This is a genomic window from Fibrobacterota bacterium (assembly GCA_019509785.1).
In the GTDB taxonomy this organism is placed as follows: Bacteria; Fibrobacterota; Fibrobacteria; order UBA11236; family UBA11236; genus Chersky-265.
In genome coordinates, this window is record JAEKLQ010000054.1 from 67,085 (window position 1) to 89,798 (window position 22,714).

Here is a 22,714-nt window from a genome sequence, read left to right on the forward strand (position 1 = left end):
GCGGGGGGAGAGTCAAGCCGGCCGGGGGACGGCCGGCGTTTAACGGCCTGCTAAGCGGTCAACTTGCTGAGGGCGGCCTGGTAATCTTCGAGCTGCCCGATGTCCACCCAGGCGCCTTCGGTGATCGGGTAAACGCCGATCTTGTGGCCAAGATCCTTCGCCTTCTCGATCAGGTCGGTAAAATGGAAGAACGTCCCGTTGGGTACAAGGGCCAGCATGGCCGGGCTCACGATGTACATCCCCGTGTTGACCAGATGGTCGTACTCGGGTTTCTCGTGCAGGGTTTTAAGGGTCCCGCCTTTGTTCAGCTCTACCACGCCGTAAGGAATGCGCGAATGCTTCATCGAGCAAACCATGGTGATGGCGTTTTCGTTATGATGGTGGAAATCGAGCATGTCGCCGTAATCGGCGTCCACGAGGATATCGCAATTGGACACGAAAAAGTCGCGCAACAGCTTGCCTTTGAGCAAGGACAGCGACCCGGCGGTGCCGAGGGGCTTGTCCTCCAGGACGTAATGGATCTTCTGATCGCCGCCCGCTTCGTTGAAGTAGGCCTTGATCATGTTCGCCTTATAGTTAAGCGAAAGGAAGAATTCATCGGCCCCGAAGGACTGGAACCGATCCATGATATGCTCGAGGATGGGCTTGTCCCCGATGGGGATGAGGGGTTTGGGAAGGACCTTGGTGAAGGGGGCCAGACGCGTGCCGAAGCCGCCGGCGATGATCACGGTGGGAGTGCCCTTGGCCGACGACGTTTTTTTCTGCGCCTTCGCGGTTTCGCCGCGGATCAGCGATTGCCAGGTCACCACTTTCTTGATGACGCCGGCCCGATCGAGGATGGGAACGCAATTCACGCTGCGCTTCAGCATGACCAGCTTGATCCGCTCGCGGCTATCGGTTTCCGAGCATACGATGGGCTCGCGGTTCATGATCTTCGCCAGGGGATCGTTCAGGCTGCGATCCGCCAGCACCCAACGGCGCACGTCCCCGTCCGAAACCGATCCCAGGATTTTCCCTTCCGGATCGACGATGAACAGGATTTGGTGGCTGTTGACGTTGATTTTCTCCCAGCCGGACTTGATGGTCTTGTCCTTGAGGGAAACCAACTCTTCTAAGGCTTGTTCCAGATTGCTCTCCGCGGTAATCGCCGCATCCGCTTCCAGGGTGAGGGTGGCTTGCGCAGGTGCGGTATTCGGTTTCCAAATCATATTACCGGCCGGGTTGTGGCGTCCATCTGCATTGATTATCGACCCGTGCGCGGCCGATCTTGAGTACCACTTTCGCATTTCTTGGGACTTGAGGGGAATTGGAGGGTAAGCAGGGATATTTGAATCGGGTGGCCGCGAAATCGTATGATCCGGGGGAGGGATCGCGCAGCGCCGGTCCTTCGCCGCCGTTCACGCCTATCCGAGCAGGACCCATCGATGGAAAACGGATGTTACCTCTTTTTCACCCCGGAAGCCGGAGTGGTCCCCCATTTCACGGCCCAAGCCTTGATCGCCAAAATCCTCAAGGAGAAAGGATACCGGGTCCTTTTCGTCCGGTGCCACGGGCTTTATCCGCATTGCCCGGTAATGGACATGTACCTGCTGCCCCACGGCCAGGCCCGCGAGAACCAGGAAAAGGTCTGCGGTTCCTGCCTGCACGCTTCCACCAACGTCCTGGCCGCTTACGGGCTCGAGAGCGTTGACCTGAAGGATCATTTGCGCGTGGATATGATCGAACGCATCCATAACGCGTTGGAGGATACTCCCCCCGACTTAAGGGACTTCAAGTTCGACGGGATCCCTTTCGGCACGCTGACCGTCGTCGACCTGGTGCTGGCCACCAAGATCTCCGATTTCGTGGGCATGGACGATGCGATGCGGGAAGTCTGGATCCAGTACCTTTCCGGGGCCATGCTTTCCTATCTCCTCACCTTGGAACTCATCAAGGCATTTCCCGTCAAAGGGATCATCCATCACGAGGATTACGGCATCCTGATGGGCGCGCGCGTGGCCGGCTCCCGCATGGGCATCCCCTCCACCCATGTCGGATTCACCGGCCAGATGGGCGGCGATCGCCGAATCGTGGCGCTTATGCATAGGCCCGGGTCGGGCGAGGATCAGAAAGCCATGGTCAAATGGCCGGAATGGCGGGACCTGAGCCTGCCCCCGGAACGCGTTCGCGATCCCATGGATGATCTGCTCGGTCGATTCGGCTCCGTCTCCTCCCGCGTCTACTCGCCCAAGAAAACCATCGAGGGGAAGGATCTCTTCGCGGAACTGGCCATCCCGCCGGGAAAAAAGCTGATGGTCGCCTTCACCAGCAGCCTGGACGAACGCCTGGCCGTCGATTCGGTGGTGGACGCGCTGGAACTGCGGCAAGTGCATGGCGTGACCCAGCCCTGGCCCGACCAAATAGAATGGTTGAAGTCCTTGATCGCCTACGTCGGCCGCAAGGACGATGTCCACCTGGTCGTGCGCATCCATCCGCGCGAAGGCGCCAATAAGCGGGAAAGCCGCGTCTCCCAGCATCTCGGCCGACTCAAGGAAGCCTTCGACAAACCCTTCCCCAACGCGACCTTCGTTTGGCCGGGCATGGACGTTTCCAGCTATGATCTCGCCGAGTTGGCGGATATCGTCCTGACCGCCTGGACCACGCTGGGCCTGGAGGTAGGGCGGGTGGGGGTACCGGTTCTGGCCAGCACCTGGTCCCTTTCGCCGAAGCCCAAGGACGATTTCTACGTGTGGATGCCCACTCCCGAGGCCTATTTCGCCAAGTTGGAAGAGATGATTCCGGCCCCGCCGCGGTTGGAGTCGGTGTTGCATGGATTCCGGTGGCATTACATCGCCTACTTCGGGCACATGGTCGATTTCGGCGACATCATTCCCGCCCGGGATTTCCATGGGCTTCCGAAGTTCTTCATGCCCAATGCCGCGACCGACGTCGTGGACGTGATCGTGAACCGGCGGGACATGCTGGATATCAATCGCGAGCGTATCGAGAAGGCCATGGGCCAGGATTCACTGGCCGTCGAGCGGGCAGGCGTCCGGACCCAATTGCGGCGGGCCCTGCGCTTCTTGTTCACGGGCGAGGAAAATCCGCCCGACTATCGGCTACTCGTAGCCTGGACCGAGGATGCCCCGGAAAAATTCCTGCAGCGTTCCGGCCTGGGAAGCGTGCCTGCGGGCATGGCCTTGGTCTTGATCCACGGGAAGCGGATGCACTTCCTGGAAGCCGGCGCTTCCCGCACGCGCATTTCCGCCATGGGAAAACGCCTGGCGGTTCTCGCTTGCGATGCCGCTTATGGATGCCCGTACCCGCTCCCGGAAGAGGCGCGGACCGCGGCGGATGCGACGGAATTGGTCTCGGGATCTTCCCGGGCGACCGGGCCCAAAACGGGGTCCGAGCCCGAATCGCCATTCCAACGCGCGACCCGGCTCAAGGCGTCCGGGGACCATGCGGGGGCCCTGCAGGTGGTCGAGCAAGCCCTGGCCTCCGGCACGGCCACGCCCGAGCTTCTCAATTTGCGCGGCCATTTGGAATGCCTCGCGGGCAATCCCGCCGCGGGGGCCTCCTCGTTCGAACAGGTCGTTTCGCGTTGGCCGGGATTCGCCATGGCCCACAACAACCTGACCGTCCTGTATTGGCAGCAGGGAGATCGAAAACGGGCTTTGGAGCAATTGGCGCAGGGCCTCAAGGCCGATCCGTATTGCAAGGAATTGGTGGGAAACGCGATGCGGATGTTCAAGGATTTGGGCGAAGGCAGGCAAGCGCGTGCCATCGGGGAATACTACCTGAAAAAGCACCCGGCCGAATCGGCGTGGATGGAATCGGTTCTTAACGACCGGGACTGAACCCGGCCGCAGTCTTCACGCAGGAACGATCATCCGAGTCCGGACGATCGTTCATGCCCTGATGATCTTTTACATCCGGACGATGATCGGGTTGGCGGCGGGAGTTCCCTCGGCGAGGCGATCGGCGTGGCGCTTGGCCACGTTGCCGTAGAGTTCCGCCAGGGACTCTTCCAGGTTGACGACGTAGTGGTTCTTCCTGGGCGACTTGCGGGCCAGCGCCACGAGTTCGAAATCGTCGGCATTCTGGTACATGTGGGAAAATTGGAACAGGCCGTACTTGTTCAGGAAGCCGGCCAAGGACACGTGGTCGAACATGCTATTGTCCGAGATGTCGAACCCGTTGATGAACTTCATGGTATCCGAATAGCGCCAGGTCGGCAAGGAGATCATCAAGAGGCCGCCCGGCTTCAAGGCGCGCGAGGCATACGCGAAAAAGTCGTTCGGATCGTACATATGTTCTAGGCAGTGGTGGGTGAAGATGAAATCGAAGCGCGTCGCTTCGGGGATCTCCTTCACGTTGTGCACGAAATTGATTCGGTAATGCTTGCGGCCGAATTCCACCTCGCGGCGATCCAACTCCACGCCCCACACCTCGTTGCCGCGTTCGGCCAGGAAATTGAGGGCGCCTCCGGTTCCGCACCCGAAGTCCAGGCAGGTGGCGTTCCGCGTCGCGGCGATATTGATCCCGTTCAGCCCCAGGTAGAGCTCGCGGCGGGCCAGGGAAAGCAGGGTGTGGTTGATCTGCCCTTCGACGATCTCTTTCCCCTGGTGATAATCGGAACGGCCGTAAAACTCTTCTACGAAACCACGATTGAGGCGCGGATTCTGGAAGACGAAGGAGCAACGGCGGCAAATATGCCAACCGGTATCCTCATCGCGCAGCTTGAAGGTGGCTTTGAGGGGGTCGGGCTTGAAGACGATCCCGTTCAGGCCCAGGAACTCCCGGCCTCCGCACAATTGACAAGTTTCCAGCGTATCCAACTTATCCAACATCGAGCCCTCCACGAGCGAATGCGGCCATTATCCCCAATCGGGACGGCCATTGCAATAAACCGACCGCGTTCCTATGAAGAGTCCCTAATAGAATAGGGGCTCGGCTGCTCTTCGCCCGCATTCTATTAGGGACTCTAGGTCAAGCGTTTGAAGCCGGTGCTCGCCGGGGCGGGGGAGAGAAGCTGCGAACGGACGGTGCCCGCCTTTACGGCCTTGCCCACGATGGCGAAGCACTGATCGATGGCCCGGGCGTAGCCTTCCAGGATGGGATCGGTATAGGCCAGGTTGCAGCGCATGGAGGGCGCGTACAGGTAGCCCAGGCGCAGCATTTCCTGGGTAAGCAAGGTATGGACGGCCAGATCGGGATCGTTTTCGATCCCCAAATGGACATGGGGAGGCATTCCCTCCTCGGTGTGCACGGCGAGGCCGTGCCGGGCCGCGCTTTGTTTCCATATGGCCGATATATGGTGGCCCTGCGCGATCATTTTCTCGTGCACGCGCGTCTTTTCCATCACTTCGATGGCCTTCAGCGCGGCCGTAAAACCCACGCGCTCGGTCCAGAAGGTGGAACTGATGAAGGTTTCCTGGGCATAGTCCATCACCGCCGTTTTGCCGACCACGGCCGTGATGGGATAGCCGTTGCCCAATGCCTTTCCGTATACCGCGATATCCGGGTCGACTCCCAAGGTCGCATGGACCCCGCCCAAGTTCATGACGAATCCCGATGTCACTTCATCGAAGATTAGTACGGCCCCGATTCGATCGGCGATGCGGCGCACGCCTTCCAGGAAGCCGGGTTCGGGCGGGTTGTCGCGCACCGGCTCCATGATGATGACGCCGATTTCGCCGGCATGGGCGGACACGATTTTCTCCAATTCGTCGAGGCGGTTGTAGCGGAAGGGGAGGGCCGTGCCACTCAAGCCGCGGGCGATGCCCCGGGACGAGAGGCCCGGCAGAAGCTGATCGTCGAGGTTGCTGCCCTCGGCCAGGTTGGAGGAGATGTACCAATCGTGCCAGCCATGGTAGCCGCAGAAAGCCACCTTGTTCTTGCCTGACGCGGCCCGCGCGATGCGGATAGCGATGGCGCAAGCCTCGCCGCCCGCCCGGCCGAAACGCACCATGCCCGCCCAGGGATTCAGGGCCAAGAGCCGCTCGGCCAATTCGATTTCCTCCGGGCAGTTCAAGGTCGACATCGATCCGTCGCGGATGGCCCGGATGACCGCTTCGTCCACCTCGTCGTTGGCGTACCCGAGGATGCAGGCCCCTACGCCCATCCCGCCGAAGTCGATATAATGCTCGCCTTCCACGCCCCAGATTTCGCAGCCCTTGGCCCGGCTGTAATAGGCCGGCCATATGCCGGGAACGAAACGCTCGCTGCGCTTGGATAAAAGCTGGTTGCCGCCTGGGATGATCTTCTTGGCGCGGTTCCAGAGCTCGGCGCCCTTGGACGCGGGGAACGGTCTTTTCTCCATAGGTCTCTTCTTTCCGTCTTCTTTTCGTAATGGCGGCGGGTCCGACGCTCTTCCGATTTTAATGCTATTCCGTACGCGCCGGCAAGCTTAGAGGCTCTTAGAACGGCGGTTGACCTGCGCGCCTGGGCAGGGTTAAGATCGGGCATGCCCGAATACCTGGTCCATCAGGACGCCTACGAAAAAGCCAATCAATGCATCCTCATCGTCGGGCCCGGCCGCACCGGCTCGACCTTGACGGGTCGGATCCTCCAGACTTTCGCCGGTATCGAATACGTATACGAATCGGCGATGTTGCATACCCTCATCCCGCTCGTCGCCCGTCTTCCCCGCAGGGAATTCCAGCTCCTCTTCGAGACCTACCTATACGAGGAAAAGCTGATCGAACTGGTGGCCGGCCGCGCCTGGAACTTCAACGAGAAGGACGAGAGCAGCATCCTGAAGGTCAAGTCCGAGTCCGAAATCAAAGCGCGTACCGGCGTGTCCCTGGGGAAGCTGTCGGCCATGGAAAAGGCCCGCGGCGCCGTGCTCGCGGTCAAGATGACCGACGTGACCCCGTTCGTGGGCAGGCTTAAGGAAATTTATCCTGGTATGCGTTTCGTGCTGACCCATCGCGAGGCTTACGGATGCATCGCCTCCCTGCTTAAGAAGGAATGGTTCTCGGATGAGACCCTGCGGACGCGCGGGCTCGTGTGGAACGGGATTTTCGATGAGGGGATGCTACGGCCGCACTGGGTCCCGGAGGCCAAACGCGCCGCCTGGCCCCGTATGTCGGCCTTGGAACGCTCGGCTTTGTATTACCGCGAAATGTACGCCGCCCTCAATGGCGTCCAGGGTCCCTACCTCTTTTCCTACGATCGCTTGCTCAAGGAGCCGGCGCCGGCCGTGCGCGATTTGGCAAGGTGGTTGGGGCTTGGAATGACGCCCGGCACGGAGCGGATTCTCGCTTCCGTGAAGGACCATAGCGCCATGGAAAAGTCCCTCTTGGACGGCCTTTCATCCACCGAACGGGCCGAGACGCTGAGATTTTCCGATCCGGATTACGTGGCCGGACTGATGAAGGAATAAGGCGATGGCTAAAACCGATGGCGTGCTCTGGCTGATGACGGCGCGTTCCGGCTCGAAAAGCATCCCGCACAAAAACATCAAACCCTTGGGCGGCCTTCCCTTGTTGGCGCACCGGATCATTTCCGCCAACGCGATCGCCCGTCCGGAAGATATCTGGATCTCCACCGACAGCGCCGAATATGCCGACATCGCCTGCTCGCGCGGAGCCAGCGCGCCCTTCTTGCGGCCGCCGGATTTGGCCTCCGATACGGCCAAATCCAGCGACGTCGTCTTGCACGCCATGGATTGGGCCGAGAGCCATGGGCGAAGCTATTCCGCCGTATGCGTGCTGGAACCGACCTCGCCGTTCATTTATGCCCGGCATTTGAAGGAAGCGGCCGATCGTTTGCAAGCGGATAAAGACTCCGAGAACATCGTGGCCGTCCGCCAAGTGCGGCCCTCGACCGTGTTCGTGCAACCCATGACGCGGTACCTGGACGTCCTCGCGGAAAATATCCGCCGCAGCGCCATCACCCGGCGCCAGGATGAGCAAATCGAGGTCACTCCCAGCGGCGGCTTCTACATCGCCAAGTGGGACAGCTTCCGTCGGAATAAGTCCTTCTATACCGATCTCACCTTGCCTTTCCTGGTCCCCGACGAATGCGCGCTCGAGATCGATGAGCCGGTGGATTGGGATTGGGCCGAGTTCATGATCGACCGCAAGCGGGTGGACATGGACGCGGTGCACGGCCGCAAGCTTTAACAGGGTGTTGAAAAAGTCCGCGCGGGCGTCGGCCTCATCCCGTTTGGGACCCTAAAACGCGTTGACGGCGGCGATCACTGCCTCGATCTCGCCGTCGCTCATTTGGGGATGGCAGGGCAATGAAATGCAAAGGCGGGCATGCGCTTCGGCGCGCGCCAGCCCGGCGGGATCCCGTGCGATGTTCCGGCAGGGCGCCTGCTGATGCACGGGAATGGGATAGTGGATTTGCGCTTCCACGCCCCTGTCCTTGAGATGGGCCAGCAAGGCCTCGCGCTCTTCGCAGATCACCACGAAAAGATGATAGACGTGATTCTGATCTTCCCTGGGCGCGCCCAATAGGCGTACTCGCCCTTCGCGGATGCCCTTCCGATAGGCGAGCGCGATGGCCCTTCGCCGCTCCCCGAACTTTTCCAACCAAGTCAAGCGCGCGGAAAGCAACGCCGCTTGCATTTCGTCAAGCCGGCTGTTGAGGCCCAGGATGGGATGATGATAGCGCTGGCTTTGCCCGTAATTGCGGAGGCGCCCGATGGCTTCGGCCAGATCCGCCCGCGCGGTCACCACCGCGCCGCCGTCGCCCAATGCGCCAAGGTTCTTGGTCGGGTAGAAGCTATAAGCCCCGAACTCCCCGAAACTTCCCGCGCTGCGGCCATTCCAACTTGCCAAATGCGATTGGGCGCAATCCTCGGCCAAGGCGATGCCGGCCCCGCGGCAGAGGGCGAGCCAATGGTCCATGTCCCGGATTTGCCCGTACAGATGCACCAGCAGAATGGCCTTGGTGCGGGGCGATAGGCAGCGTTCCGCGCTGGCCGGATCGAGCAGGGCCGTGCCGGGATCGATGTCGGCCAGCACCGGGACGGCGCCGGCGCGCATCACCGCCAACACCGTGGCGAATGCGGTCATCGGAGTGGTGATGACTTCATCCCCGGGGCCGATCCCTAAGGCGCGCAATCCGATCTCGATGGCATCCATGCCGTTGCCGACGCCCAGGCAATGGGGGAGCCCGCAACGCGCGGCCCAGGCGGCTTCGAAGGCTTTCACTTCGTTCCCCAAGACGTACCAGCCCGAGCGGATGACCCGTTCGGCGGCGGCGGCCTGGGCCCGGAGCAATTCTTCGGGCTCGGCCCGGAATTCATTCATCTGGATCATAGGCGTTCCTGAGGGCGCTCAGCGCGCGTCCCAATAATGGGATCCGTGCAGGCGGTAATAGGCCAAGGTGCGATCGAGGCCTTCGTGGAGGGGGACGCGCGGCTCCCAACCGAATGCGGCTTGGGCCTTGGAGTAATCCGAATAGTAATCGCCGATGTCGATGGCCTTGCGATCAGGCGGGAAGGGAACCAGATCATAGGAACCTTTGCCGGCCAATTCCACCAGGGTCGCGGCCACGGACTTCAGGTTGATCCGTTCCTTGCTGCCCAGGTTATAGACGTTGCCGTAGGCCGAAGGTTGTAGGGCCGCCCATAGCATGGCATCCACCACGTCATCGACGTAATTGAAGTCGCGGATCTGGGTCCCGTCCCCGTACACCTTGATGGGCTTATCTTCGATGAGCTGGCGCAGCCAAATGCCCAGGAAGGTCTGGCGGGCATCCTTGACGCGCATCCCGGGGCCGTAGGTATTGGTCAGCCTGAGCGCGGCGGCCTTGATGCCGTACACGTTGTTGTAAAGCATGTGGTACCATTCGCCGGCCAGCTTGTTGATCCCGTTCACGTCCACCGGACGCACCGTGTGTTCCTCGTCCACCGGGAGGTATTGAGGCTTCCCGTAAAGCTGCCTGGTGCTGGCGAAGATGATCTTGATGGAGGTGTTATGCTTTCGGCAGGCCTCCAAGATGGAAAGCTGGGAGGCGGCGTTGATCTCCAGGTCCGTGCGCGGGTCGGACATGGAATCGAGGTGGCTGGTCTGCCCGGCGAGATTGAAAAGGAAATCCTGCCCTTGCAGCAGGTAGGCCATAGCGTACGGGTCCCGCACGTCGGTGATGTTCACCTTGACCTTGTCCTCGAGGTCGCGGATGTTGAAAAGGTTCCCGCCGTATTCGGGAATGAGGCTGTCTACCAGGGTCAGGCGGGCGCCGATGGCGCACAGCCGCCTCGCGAGATTGGATCCGATGAACCCGAGCCCGCCCGTGATAAGGATGCGGGTCCCGGCGAAATAGCTTTCCGAGGCATGATTACCCATGCCCCAAGGATACCACTCTTGCGGGAGCGGACTCTAGCCCTCCCGAGAGGAATTGCGCATAGCGGCCATGGGTAACGCCGCCCGGGCGGTCTCACGGGCTAGAAGTAATACCGGCCGCCTAAACCAGCGCTTACGCCCAGGTGAGGGCCCGGAAAGACGTCGAGGGTGGGGGCGATCTCCAGGAACAAATCCATCGGCGCCCGCCGCGGCATCCAAGCGATGCCGAAATCCCCGCGGATCCCGATTTGCAGGTAATTGTAGTCGTAATAATTGACCGAGATTCCGGGACCGTAGAAAAGCGGGAACCGCTCCGTGGCGCGGATGAGGTCGAAATTGTGGAACAAGTAATCGGCATGGACATGGAAAATATCCCATCCGTAGCCGTACCGATCGCGGTAATCGTAGGACCGCCTGTCGCAATATCCCTGGTGATCGCGGTAGAAAACCCCGTCATTACAGGCAGGGTCGTAATACCCGGATTGATTCCAGTAGCCCGACCATCCCAACCCGAAGTCGAGGGCGGTGGTGGAGCTGGTCCAATACTTGGCCGTAAAGCCGGTGGGATCGCCCAATACGACGCCCACCCCGAAATTCCGGCCTTCCGCCCATGCCCCCATGGCCAGCAGAAAGGCTACCGCGAAAACGCTAAACCATTTAGTCATGATGTCTCCCGGCCCGCTCGGAGCCCGTCCGTTCACAGCGAAAGAAAGGTAAATCCACGCCTACCTGCAAACAATCCATGCGGAGCCCTGGAATCCGCGCCGGCGCTAAGGCTTTAGCTTGGACCGGATGCGGCCCACGGCCTCTTCCACGTTCGGGCGGAATCCGAATGCGCTCAGGCGGAAGTAGCCTTCGCCGCAACTCCCGAATCCCGAACCCGGCGTTCCGACTACTTGCGCTTCCGTAAGCAGCTTGTCGAAGAATTGCCAGGAAGTGAGGCCTTGCGGCACCTTCAGCCAAATGTAAGGCGCGTTCACGCCCCCATACACGGTAAAACCCGCGGCCTTTAGGCCTTCGCGGATGATGCGCGCGTTTTCCATATAGTAGGCGATGTTTTCCTGGATGGCCTTGGCGCCTTCCGACGTGAAGATCGCCGCGGCGGCCTTCTGGATCGGGTAGCTGACACCGTTGAACTTGGTGGTTTGGCGACGGTTCCAAAGGCCGTGCACCGCCACCCATTCGCCCTTCTGGTCGCGGGCCTTAAGGTCCTTGGGCACCACGGTGTAGGCGCAGCGCGTCCCGGTAAAGCCGGCGGTCTTGGAGAGACTGCGGAATTCGATGGCCACTTCGCGGGCTCCCGGGATCTCGTATATGGAGCGGACCAGCCCCTTCTCGGTTATGAAGGCCTCATAGGCGGCGTCGAAAAGGATGATGGCCTCGTTAGCCTTGGCGTAGGCGACCCATTTCTCCAGGGATGCCCGGGACATGACCGCGCCGGTCGGGTTGTTCGGCGAGCACAGGTAGATGAGATCGACTTTTCCTTTGGGCAATTCCGGATCGAAGCCGTTCTCCGCCGTCGTGGGCATATATACCAGCTTGCCGTAACGGCCCGCTTCGAAGGGACCGGTACGTCCGGCCATGACGTTGGTGTCTACGTATACCGGATATACGGGATCCGTCACCGCGACCACGTTATCGATATCGAAGATCTCCTGGATATTCGCGGTATCGCATTTCGAACCGTCCGAGACGAATACCTCATCGGGAGCGACATGGGCGCCTTGGGACTTGAAATGGGCGGAAATGGCATCGAGCAGGAAATCATAGCCCTGCTCGGGGCCGTAGCCCTTGAAGGTTTCGGGTTTGCCCATCTCGTCCACGCCCTTGCGCAGGGCTTGGAGCACGGGCTCCGGCAAAGGCAGCACCACGTCGCCGATGCCCAGCCGGATGATCTTCGCGTCCGGATTCTCCGCGGCGTAGGCGCGCACGCGCTTGCCGATTTCCGGAAAAAGGTAGCCGGCCTGAAGCTTCTGGTAGTTCGAATTGATCTTAGCCATGGTCCGTTCCTGGATGAATGCGGTTCCTTAAGGTGCGGAAATCTACAAAATCGGGTCTATGCTCGTTCCGGGGATTGAGCGGCGGAAAGGTTTTTGGAGAATTCCAACGCCGATTTCGGTTGGACGGAGCGGCTCCCAAGACATACACTTGAGATTCCGGCGCCGCACATGGTTTGCGGAATTTCCGGCGCATCGTAACTCGGTTTCGAAAGCGGCTGCCATGCCAATTGGACCGATGTCGAGTCAAACCCTTGTCAATACCCCGGATACCGACCGTTCCGGGGAAGGCAATCCACCCATAGCGCCAAGACCCGTTGCAAATTCCTGTTTTTTGAGGACGGAAAACCGTAATATATAGGGGAAGGGGAACCCACCCATGGCCAGCGACAATAAAGATTTCCAATCCATCATCAACGAGAACCGCGCGAAGAAAAGCGCCGCCTCCTGGTCCGGCACCTGTCTCGAATACATGGAGCTCGTGAAAGCGAACCCGGCCATCGCCATGTCGGCCCCGAGCCGGCTCTACAACATGATGATCGGCCAGGGGACCAAGCCCACCGAGGAAAAGGTGCTGCTCCCGGGATACGAAGATCTGGTGCATTACAATTTCTTCGAGGACCATATTTTCGGCGTGGACGAATCCATCCACGACATCGTGAAATTCCTGCACGCCGGCGCGCGCCGCACCGAAACGGGCAAACGCATCCTGATGCTGGTGGGTCCCGTGTCCTCGGGCAAGAGTTCCATCTCCAGCCTTTTGAAAAAGCGCCTCGAGGAATATTCGGCCGCCATGCCCATCTACGCCATCGACGGCTGCCCCATGAGCGAAGAACCGCTCCATTTGGTGCCGCGCCATGACCGCGCCAAATGGGAGGAGGTCCTGGGCGGCGTGAAGATCGAGGGCGATCTGTGCCCCATCTGCCGGCATCGCCTCCTGAACAACGCCGAATTGAAGGACGACAAAGGCAACGTCTTGTGGGAGAAGGTCAAGGTGCGTCAGCTGACCCTTTCCGAACGCGCCCGCCGCGGCATCGGCACCTTCCAGCCCAGCGACCCGAAGAACCAGGATATTTCCGAACTGATCGGCCACGTGGATTTCTCCAAGATCACGGAGTACGGCGAGACGGATCCGCGGGCCTATAGCCTTGACGGCGAGTTGGAGATCAGCAACCGCGGGCTCATCGAGTACATCGAAATCCTGAAGTGCGATATCAAATTCCATTACGTGCTGATCACGGTGGCGCAGGAGCAGTTGATCAAGGTGCCCGGCTTCCCCCAGATCTATACCGATCTCGTGATCCTGTCGCATACCAACCAGACCGAGTTCGACAAGTTCAAGGCCAACAAGGAGAACGAAGCCCTCCACGATCGCATGTACCCGATCTACGTGCCCTACAATCTGCGCGTGGACGACGAGGTGAAGATCTACAAGAAGATGATCGCGAGCTCGCAGTTCTCGCATATCGACATCGCGCCGTACACGCTCGAAGTCGCGGCCATGTTCGCCGTGCTCACGCGCCTCACCGAATCCAACCTGTGCCCGGATATCATCAAGAAGATGCGCTATTACAATGGCGAAGCCGTGATGGAGCAGGAGAAGGATCCGGTGGATCTGAAGGCCCTGCGCCTGGAAGGCAAGAAGAAGGGCGAAGGCATGTTCGGCATCTCCCCCCGATTCGTGGTGAACGCCATCAACGTCGCCCTCTCGGAGAAGGAGAAGGAAGGCAGCATCATGCCCCTCGACGTGATCCGGTCGCTGCGCAACAACTTCGGGCATCATATCGGCTTTTCCGAGGAAGAGGCCGAGCGCTACCTGCGCCTCCTGATGGCGGACAAGAGCAGCGTGAACGCCGAGTATCGCGAGGTCGCCAAGAAGGAAGTCAACCGCGCCTTCCTGTTCGCCTACGAGGATCAGGCCCAATCGCTGTTCGACAATTACATCAAGAACTGCACTTCCTTCTGCCTCAAGAAGAAGATTACCGATCCGGTCACCGGCGAACCCGTGGAAGCGGACGAGAAGCTGATGCGCGCCATCGAGGAGATGATTGGCGTCTCGGAGAACGCCAAGCGCGAGTTCCGCCAGGGCATCTTCGTATTCAAGTCGGATGCGATAGATCAGGGCAAGCCCTTCGACTTCAAGAGCTACCAGCCGCTGAACGAAGCCATCGAGAAGAAGCTGATGAGCGATCTGAAGAACGTGGTGAGCCTTACCATCGCCGATCCGAACAAGAAGGATCCCAAGACGGTGAAGCGCCGCGGGGACGCCATCGAAGCCTTGCGGAGCAAGGGCTATTCGGAGAAGAACGCGGAGCGCCTGCTGCAGTTTGTTGGCGAAGTGCTGCGGAAAGAGGAGTGAAGAAAAGGGTAAAGGGTAAAGGGTTTAGGGTACAGGGTAAGAATACCGGATTTAACCCACCCTTAACCCTTTACCCTTTACCCTGTACCCTAACTAGATCACAGGGAGTCTTATGACCGTCCGCCAAGTCGACTGGGACTTCTCCAAACGCGGGCAGGAAGATGTCGCCCGCCATCAGAAGAAGATCAAGGAATCGATCCGCGAGAACATCGCGGACGTGATTTCGGAGGAGAGCATCATCTCCCGCCGCAAAGGGCAGACCGTCAAGATCCCCATCCGCGGCATCAAATCCTATCAGTTCATCTACGGCAAGCGCAAAGGCCAAGGCGACGGCTCGGGCGGCTACGGGCTAGGCCATGGCAAGAAGGATAAAGGCGACGTGATCGGCCGGAGGCCGGCGCCCAACGGCGAGGGCCAGGGACCAGGCAAGGGCGGGAAGCCCGCCGACGCGGCCGGCGAAGACTACATGGAGACCGAGGTCGACATCGAGGAGCTGATCCAGATGATGATGGACGATCTCCAATTGCCCGATCTGCGCAAGAAGGAAATCGCCGAGACCTTGGTACCAGCGGGCTGGAACTTCGAGGACATCGAGCGGCACGGCCTTAAGCCCAATCTGGACAAGAAGCGCAGCTTCCGCAACGCCTTGCGGAGGACCGCGGACGCGGTTTCCAAGCTGGCCGAGAAGACGGGTCTGCCCATGGAAGTCTGTCAACGGGCGCTCAACCGCGCCAAAGGGGATTACCAGAAGGCGTTGGAAATCCTGGCCTTGCCGGAAGCGGAGCGGGAAGCCGAAATCGGCGATTCCGAAGACAAGCTGAAGCCCTTCATCCAGCATGGCGATCTCCGTTACCGCGTGGTGAAGGAGAACATGGAGAGCCAGAGCAACGCCGTCATCCTGGCGATGATGGACGTTTCCGGCTCCATGTCCACCACCAAGAAATACCTGGCCCGCTCCTTTTTCTTCTGGATGGTGGAGTTCCTGAAGCATAAGTACCGCAACGTGGAGATCCGCTTCATCGCCCATACCAGCGAAGCCAAGCTGGTGGACGAGGACGAGTTCTTCCATAAGGGCGAGTCCGGCGGGACCATCTGCGCCTCGGCTTACGACATGGCCTGCCAGCTGATCGATTCGGATTATCCGCCTTCGAAATGGAACATCTACGCCTTCCACTTCTCGGACGGCGAGGATTGGGATCCCGCCAAGACCATGCAAAGCGTGAAGCGCCTGATGGACCGGAACCCGAACATGGTGGGCTACGGCGAAATCCGCACCGAGGTCGCTTACGGCCAGCAACTGATGCGTAACTTCGAAGAGACCTTCAGCCTGGAGCGGTATACCAGCTATCGCGACTCGGACTTCGAGTATTACCTGGCCCAGCGGGCGGAATTGCCTTTGGCGGGCGTGATCCTCAAAAATAAGGGCCACGTGTACCCGGCCCTCAAGGTGTTCTTTTCCAAGGAAAGGAAGGTATGAGCGACAGCAGGGAAAAGGACGAGGTGCAACGGCTGGTCAGGGCCGACAATCATATCCAGAAGGTGGTCGCCGAATACGGCTTGGACTGCTTTCCCCAGGAGTTCGACGTGATCCCGGCGCAGAAGATGCTGGAGATCATGTCCTATAACCTGCCGGTGAATTACTCCCATTGGTCCTTCGGCCGGGATTACGAGAAGCAGCGGACCCAATACGAATACAGCGGCGGCATCCCCTACGAGGTGGTGCTCAACTCGAACCCCTCGCGCGCCTTCCTGATGAAGACCAATCCCTACCCGATCCAGGTGTTGGTGATGGCCCACGTCTACGGCCATAACGATTTCATGAAGAACAACATCTATTTCGGCCGCACCCGCCGCGACATGCTGACCTCGGCCAGCGAGTCCGCCGGGCGCCTGCGGAAGTACGAAGAGGACTACGGCATCGACGAGGTGGAGCGCTTGTTGGACTCGGCCCAGGCCATCCAGATGCACATCGAGGCCGACCTGTTCCAGGAAAGCGCCGTCCCCTCGGAAAACCCGGAGGGGACCAAAAAAAGGGCTCCCAGGGTGGGTACCCCTTTCTCCGATCTTTTCGATTTCGACGGGCAGCAGATCCAGAAATCCTTCGAGGAAAAGCGCGAAGACGCCCGCAAGCTCAAGAAGAAGATCCCCGCCGAGCCGGACCCCGACTTGATGGGCTTCATCATGCGCCATTCGGCCCGCGGTTTCGAGGAATGGGAACTGGACGTGCTCAACGTGGTGCGCGAGCAGTCCATCTACTTCATGCCGCAGCGGAAAACGAAAGTGATGAACGAAGGTTGGGCCAGCTTTTGGCACATGCGTATCATGACGCGCCTGTTCCAGGACGGCTTCCTCACCCCCGAGGAACACGGCTTCTACAACCTTTACAATGCCCGCGTGCTGGCCAGCAACCCGTTCGGGCTGAATCCGTACCTGTTGGGCGTAAAGACCTTTCTTAACATCGAGAAGCGCTACGATGCCGGCCAGTTCGGCCACGAATGGGAACGCAGCGAATCGCCGGACAAGTGGAACATCGACCTGAAGACCGGAAAGGGCCTGGAGAAGGTATTCGAAGTGCGCCGCACCCACATGGACTGGTTCTTCCTGGACGAGTTCATGAACAAGCAGGTGGTGGAGGAAGCGGAACTCTACATCTACGGCTCCAAGCAGCAAGGTAACGTGGAGGAATTCAGCGTCGAGGAGACCAACTGGCAGGTCATCAAGGACCTGGTGGTGCGCTCTTTCGCCCACAGCGGCGTGCCCCTCATCAAGGTGACCGACGGCGACTACGGCGGCAAGCGCGAACTCTACATGAAACATTATTATGACGGATTGACGCTGGAAGAAGAGTACGCCCGCCAAACCCTGCGCCACGTCTACTTCCTCTGGGACCGCCCCGTGCACCTGGAGACCGTAGAAGTCGAAGGCAACTCAGAAACCCGCATCCAACTGACCTACGACGGCAAGGGCTTCTCGAAGATCAACCTGGGGTCATTCGCCCAGGAATAGTCCCGGCACAATCGACTTCTTTTTTTGGCTAGTCGGACTTATTATGGATCCGTGTTTCGCGGTACGATTTTCTCCCGCCTGGCCTTCTTTGGCATCCTTCCGTTGCCTTTCTTGCTGGGCTCATGCAATTTGAATGGGACTTCTCCATGCGATACGGCCGGACCCAAGGCCAGGAATTTGGACGTCGATTCCCTCGTACTTGTTCCATTCTCCCACACGATCCATTATGCCCGGAACAGTGGAACGGAGACAGCCGTATACCGGTCGCTCGAGTTCCGGGTATCCGGGCGGGATTCCTCCAACGCCACCTCCGATCTGGATTCGAACGGGCTAGGCTTGTTCCTGAACGGGAATCGCGTCAACATTCCGCCGATTTCCTGGCAGGGCGGGGGCGGGGACGCCTGCCCGACCTATTCAGTAGCGCGCAGCGTAGGCCTATCCGGGAACGCGAACGATACGTCCTACCTCGTAGAACTCCGTAAGGATTCCCTTCCCGTACGGAGCTGGGACATCGCATTCCGGTACGATAGCATCAAGGCGCCGATCATCCGGATCGATTCCATCCCCGAAGGCATCGCCATCGCGATCCAGGTGGCGCCGAACACCGCATTCGATGGGCTGACATTCTCCGAGGACGGCTATCGGAGTTGGGGGCAGGATTTAATGATGAACCGATCGGGGAACTCCATTTCCGCGTCCATCTTGTTCAAGAACCTTTGGGGATTCCAGGACTCGCGGGATTCTTCCGAGATCGGGCAAGATCGGTTCCAGGTTTGCCTCTCTTCCACCATGGGGATCGAATCGATGACCGTCAACGGCAAAACCGGTCCCCTGGGGCCTACGTATTGCCAGGAAGTTACGCCCGGGGAGAACCGAATGATACTTGCCTTCCTAAGGGCGCGATGACCGCTGGTCCTTTTCGATAGCATCCGTTACGAGGCCTTCGGGACGACCCAATGCAAAGGTCGGAAATTCGAACCCGCGATGCATTCGGGGCAGGTCGGCAAAGATTCGACCGGCCCGCACTCGCGCCTACAGGGAGACGCCGAACCGGGACGCGATCGTGGCGGCCCATCGTGCAGGAATGCGATATAGACAGTGTATTGACAATGATTGTCCATACACTGTGTTGTCCCAGTTTATTCCCTATACCTGGGCCTCGTCGCAGGAATTCTTCGAACGCGCGATTGTAAAGGGCAGGCCGGGAGGAAACGGAATGCGGTCGAGACCAACCGGGTCGCGATCGCGGCGGTCCGCCGGGGGATGGACGGGCTGCGGGGGTTCCGGGCCGGAGAGTTATGAGCGTCAAGGTTCCGGGATGGGTATCGCCCCAGGGAGCCGCTAGCCCGCAAGCTTGCTAAGACCCATGTAGTCTATTTGCGGGCGCTCCCATCCCGGAACCGCGGAAAGACCCCGCAGCACCGAAAGCGAATATCCGAGCCGGCCCGGAACCCCCGCAGACCGGCCAACCTAACAGCACAGCCGCGCTCGCGACCCGCACGCGCGAGCGCAACTTTAGAGTGCGACCGGCGCGCCCATTGCTATCTTTCGCGCCATGGAACACCGCCCCAAGCCCGAGTTCTTCCACATCCTCAAGACCCAGCAATTCGATCGCGCCATCCTCGATGAATTGTGCGAACTCACCACCGCCATCCGCAAGTTCGCCAAGACCAAAGAAGGCCTGCTTTATCTGCGCGGGCTGCTCGCCCATAAGCGCGCAATGCTTTACTTCACCCAGCCTTCCACGCGCACCTTCCTTTCCTTCAACAACGCCTGCCAGATCCTGGGGATCCAGACGAGCGAAATCCGCGACTCCTCCACTTCTTCGGAGGTGAAAGGCGAAAGCCTGCTGGACAGCCTGCGCACCTTCAGCTCCTACGTGGACGTGGTGGTGATGCGCACCAAGGAGGAGGGCTTGGCGGAGTCGGCGGCCAGCCTTTTCGACACCATCCAACGGCGCGTGCCCATCGTGAACGCGGGCAGCGGCAAGGACCAGCATCCCACCCAGGCTTTGTTGGACATCTACACCCTGGAGCGCAGCTTCAAGGAGATGGGCGGCATCGACGGCAAGACCCTGGGGATGATGGGCGATCTGCGGCGCGGGCGCACGGTCCGTTCGCTGTGCTACCTGATGAAGAATTACCGCAACGTGCGCCTGGTGTTCATCGCGCCGGACGACTTCGCGATGGGCGAGGATATCAAGAAGAGCCTGGCCGGGCACGGGGTGGAGTTCCACGAGACGAAGGACTTGAAGGCCGTGCTGCCGGAACTGGATGCCATCTACATCACCCGCATTCAGGACGAGCATGATCAGGCCGGGGAGTCCAAACGTGTGGATATCTCCCCCTTCAAGTTCGGCGTGGAGCATCTGAAGCTGATGAAGCCCACCGGCGTCATCATGCATCCGCTGCCGCGGCGGGACGAGATCCATCCTGACGTGGACGCGGATTTCCGGGCCAAGTATTGGCGCCAGGAACGGAACGGGATGTGGATGCGGGTGGCCCTTTTCGTAAAGCTTTTCAAGGTGGACCATCTGGTCATGCACGGGCATTTGCTCGATTAAGAGTTAGGGACTCTACGAGGCCGGTCCCGATAGCGGGACCGGTTTCCCGCGAACCGCTCAATTCCTGAATGTCCCGGGGTCAGGGATTAATCGACCCCGATTATTGGCGCTTTTCCTACCTTCCTGATCGCCCGATCCAGCTTCGATTCGACCGTATCCGGTTGCTCGCGCATCGGCACGGGCTTTGCGTAACCGACAACAGGACATCTCCAGGCATCGGCCGGGAAGGGGACGAACTATGATGGCGATAGGGGTGAAGTGGATGACGCGGGCCGCCGGGATGGCGCTCGCCTTGTCGGCGGGGGCGTGGGCCCAGGCGTCCTGGCAGAGCGCGCATAGCACGGATTCGTCATGGGTATCGGGAAGTTGCGAGCTGACGAGCGCCGCGATCCGGGTGATGGTGCATCCGGCTTGGCTGGAGGTCGAAGAGGATTTGGATATCGCCCCGGTGGGTTCGGTTCCCGGGGGCGCGGACGCGAAGACCTTGGAAATACTCGGCGCTTTCAATCTGCCGGCCGGCGCCGCCATAACGGGTGCGTTGTTGTGGGACGGGGATAAGGTGCTGCAAGCCCGTTTGCTCGATAAGGCCAAAGCGGATAGCGCCTATCAGAGCGCGGTGGACCGGAATTCCCTTCCCCCGCCGCGGCCGCGCGATCCCATCCTTTTGGAAATGCTTTCCGCCACGTCTTACCAGATCCATCTGTATCCGGCGGAGATTTCCAAGTCGCGGCATTTCCGTCTGCGTTATCAATTGCCGCCTGTGATCGGGGCGGAGGGGCTGGAGATGGGCCTGCAAACCGCGGTGGCATCGCTTTTCCCCGCTTACACTTCCCTGATCTCGGTCTCCTTCGAAGGCGCCGGGGTCAGCCAGGCCGTGCTCAGCTTGCAGGACGGTTCCCGCGCGACCTTAGGCCTGCCGCGCACCCGCTTGATGCATGCTTCGGACTTGAGCGGCCAAACGACCAATTATTATGGTTGGAATTACCAGCCGGGGGTGCGCCTTTTGCCGGCCGATGCGAAGCGCCAGGTCGCGGTACGGACCTCCATCGGGTCTGGCCAGATGCAGGGCCAGTACCTAAACCTGTATGCGGGCGTGACCGACGAGGTGCTGGCCGGCATGGGGCGCAGGGTGGAGGTGGCGGTGTATTGGAAATGGCACTCGCCCGCGCTCTGGATGTTGGATAACCAGTACGGCTATGCGGATTACGGATACATCTACCAAGCCCAGTCGCAAGCCGCCGGCTTGTTGGACCTGTTCAGCCAGATGGGGGGAATGGGCAATAAGATCGGGTTGCTCCACGACGATGGACGAGGGGATCCGAAGGCCTTCAAGGTGGCTTCCCGCGGGGAGGCGGAATACCAATCGGCCCTCGATTACCTGAATCATTTGCAAGGCAATTACGTCGCCGATTTCGCGCGCAGCATGAAGCCGGATTCGCAGCCGAAACCCGGCGACCTGAAAGCGACCGTCCGCGCCAGCAAGGATCGCTTCTACCAGAACATCAAGCTGGTCAAGAGCTTGTACTCCCCGGCCACCGGAGTGGTGCGGCATTTGATCTTGGTATCGACCGGGCCCGAAAATGAAACCAGCGATACGGAGGCCAACGCGTTCTTCGACTCCGCCTTCGCGGACGTGCCCGTGTCCGTGGGCACCTTCTCCGGTTCCGCCTTCTCCCAGGCGGGATTCGACGCCTGGACGGCGCATCGCGATCATCCGGCGTTGGGACCGCAGATCTCTACCGGGTATGGCCCGCTTCCCGGCTTCGATGCCTTGAACCTGAACGTGGTGGTGCGGAACGAGGGCAAGTCCTACGATTTCCCGATCCGTTGCGAAGGCGGATTGTCCTTGTCCTGCGGCACCTTGACCTTCCACGGCAAATCGGACCGGGTCTGGCAGGATAGCCTGGAGTGGGAGGCTTTCGATGCGGCGGGCAAACGGATCGGTTCGACCAAGTCCTTGCCGCAACAGATAGGCGGCCCCGAGGATACTTCTATCGCGGTGCTGTGGGCGGGATCGGAATCGCCGTTTTCCGAGAACCGCCAGGAGCCCCCTTTGGGCCCGGTGTATGGCTTCGTGGATCGTTGGGCCAGCCTGATCGGCGTGGCCAAAGACTCCTTAAAGAACGCCAGTACCTATGCCGATACCGGCGTGCCGCGCGTGGTCCCGGCGCAGCTCGTCGACGTGTTGCCCAATTACAAGCCCGGGGACGCCCCGAACACCGGCATCGCCGCGCGATCGGATTTGGCGCGGCTGGCGGATCCCGCCCGCTGGACCTTGGAACGGACCTTGGCCGGCCTGATCATCCGCATTCCCGGTCTTTCTTCGGGACTGGACGTAGCCGTCGAGTTGTTCGACATGGAAGGAAAGCGGGCCGGGTCCTGGTCGACGCGCTCGGAGTCCGGAGCATTTCGCTTGACCACGCCGGGGCTGCGATCCGGCTTATACCTACTGAAGGTGCGTATCGCGGGAATGCGGATGGCGAAGCGCATCGTACTCTAAGGAATC

At 60.2% G+C, this 22,714-nt stretch carries 16 protein-coding genes; 9 read left to right on the plus strand and 7 right to left on the minus strand.

Going from position 1 to position 22,714, the window contains the following annotated elements; translation table 11 throughout:
- Nucleotides 1–50 precede the first annotated feature (50 nt).
- On the minus strand, nt 51–1,208 hold the full coding sequence (locus tag JF616_16440; protein ID MBW8889345.1) for a nucleotidyltransferase family protein: 1,158 nt from the start codon (nt 1,206–1,208) through the stop codon (nt 51–53).
- Between the two features lie 216 nt (nt 1,209–1,424).
- Here JF616_16440 and JF616_16445 point away from each other — a divergent pair, with 216 nt between their 5' ends.
- On the plus strand, nt 1,425–3,839 hold the full coding sequence (locus tag JF616_16445; protein MBW8889346.1) for a hypothetical protein: 2,415 nt from the start codon (nt 1,425–1,427) through the stop codon (nt 3,837–3,839).
- Between the two features lie 69 nt (nt 3,840–3,908).
- On the opposite strand, the gene JF616_16450 is transcribed toward JF616_16445, so the two are convergent.
- Both JF616_16450 and JF616_16455 read right to left on the minus strand, forming a co-directional pair.
- Entirely contained in the window at nt 3,909–4,832 is a 924-nt protein-coding gene (locus JF616_16450; GenBank protein ID MBW8889347.1) for a class I SAM-dependent methyltransferase, read from the minus strand.
- 134 nt (nt 4,833–4,966) lie between these two features.
- Nucleotides 4,967–6,304, minus strand: coding sequence for an aminotransferase class III-fold pyridoxal phosphate-dependent enzyme (locus JF616_16455; GenBank protein ID MBW8889348.1), 1,338 nt, complete (start codon nt 6,302–6,304; stop codon nt 4,967–4,969).
- Between the two features lie 144 nt (nt 6,305–6,448).
- Between JF616_16455 and JF616_16460 the strand changes: the two genes are divergently transcribed.
- Nucleotides 6,449–7,369 carry a sulfotransferase gene (locus JF616_16460; protein ID MBW8889349.1) on the plus strand — a complete coding sequence of 307 codons (921 nt, stop codon included), beginning with the start codon at nt 6,449–6,451 and terminating at the stop codon, nt 7,367–7,369.
- Between the two features lie 4 nt (nt 7,370–7,373).
- A complete protein-coding gene (locus JF616_16465; GenBank protein ID MBW8889350.1) occupies nt 7,374–8,111 on the plus strand; it encodes an acylneuraminate cytidylyltransferase family protein in 738 nt (245 codons plus the stop codon).
- Nucleotides 8,112–8,162: 51 nt separating this feature from the next.
- Here JF616_16465 and JF616_16470 read toward each other — a convergent pair whose 3' ends face one another.
- The 4 genes from JF616_16470 to JF616_16485 form a co-directional block, all read right to left on the minus strand.
- Nucleotides 8,163–9,257: a DegT/DnrJ/EryC1/StrS family aminotransferase gene (locus tag JF616_16470; GenBank protein ID MBW8889351.1), complete on the minus strand. Its 1,095-nt coding sequence runs from the start codon at nt 9,255–9,257 to the stop codon at nt 8,163–8,165.
- Between the two features lie 18 nt (nt 9,258–9,275).
- A complete protein-coding gene (locus JF616_16475; GenBank protein MBW8889352.1) occupies nt 9,276–10,286 on the minus strand; it encodes an NAD-dependent epimerase/dehydratase family protein in 1,011 nt (336 codons plus the stop codon).
- A 98-nt stretch (nt 10,287–10,384) separates the two neighbouring features.
- Nucleotides 10,385–10,948: a hypothetical protein gene (locus tag JF616_16480; GenBank protein MBW8889353.1), complete on the minus strand. Its 564-nt coding sequence runs from the start codon at nt 10,946–10,948 to the stop codon at nt 10,385–10,387.
- Nucleotides 10,949–11,053: 105 nt separating this feature from the next.
- Complete coding sequence (locus JF616_16485) at nt 11,054–12,283, minus strand: LL-diaminopimelate aminotransferase (protein MBW8889354.1); 1,230 nt, start codon at nt 12,281–12,283, stop codon at nt 11,054–11,056.
- A 376-nt stretch (nt 12,284–12,659) separates the two neighbouring features.
- On the opposite strand from JF616_16485, the gene JF616_16490 reads away from it, so the two are divergent.
- From JF616_16490 to JF616_16515, 6 genes are all read left to right on the plus strand, one after another.
- Complete coding sequence (locus JF616_16490; GenBank protein ID MBW8889355.1) at nt 12,660–14,639, plus strand: protein prkA; 1,980 nt, start codon at nt 12,660–12,662, stop codon at nt 14,637–14,639.
- A gap of 112 nt (nt 14,640–14,751) precedes the next feature.
- Nucleotides 14,752–16,116, plus strand: a complete 1,365-nt coding sequence (locus JF616_16495) for a DUF444 family protein (protein MBW8889356.1) — start codon at nt 14,752–14,754, stop codon at nt 16,114–16,116.
- The gene (locus tag JF616_16500) at nt 16,113–17,645 is read left to right on the plus strand and encodes a SpoVR family protein (GenBank protein MBW8889357.1); all 1,533 of its coding nucleotides are present in this window, start codon (nt 16,113–16,115) and stop codon (nt 17,643–17,645) included. Before JF616_16495 ends, JF616_16500 begins: the two co-directional genes overlap by 4 nt.
- Before the next feature lie 177 nt (nt 17,646–17,822).
- Nucleotides 17,823–18,551: a hypothetical protein gene (locus JF616_16505; protein ID MBW8889358.1), complete on the plus strand. Its 729-nt coding sequence runs from the start codon at nt 17,823–17,825 to the stop codon at nt 18,549–18,551.
- A gap of 649 nt (nt 18,552–19,200) precedes the next feature.
- Nucleotides 19,201–20,208, plus strand: coding sequence for an aspartate carbamoyltransferase (pyrB, locus tag JF616_16510; GenBank protein ID MBW8889359.1), 1,008 nt, complete (start codon nt 19,201–19,203; stop codon nt 20,206–20,208).
- 238 nt (nt 20,209–20,446) lie between these two features.
- Entirely contained in the window at nt 20,447–22,708 is a 2,262-nt protein-coding gene (locus tag JF616_16515) for a hypothetical protein (protein MBW8889360.1), read from the plus strand.
- The last annotated feature ends 6 nt before the right edge of the window (nt 22,709–22,714 follow it).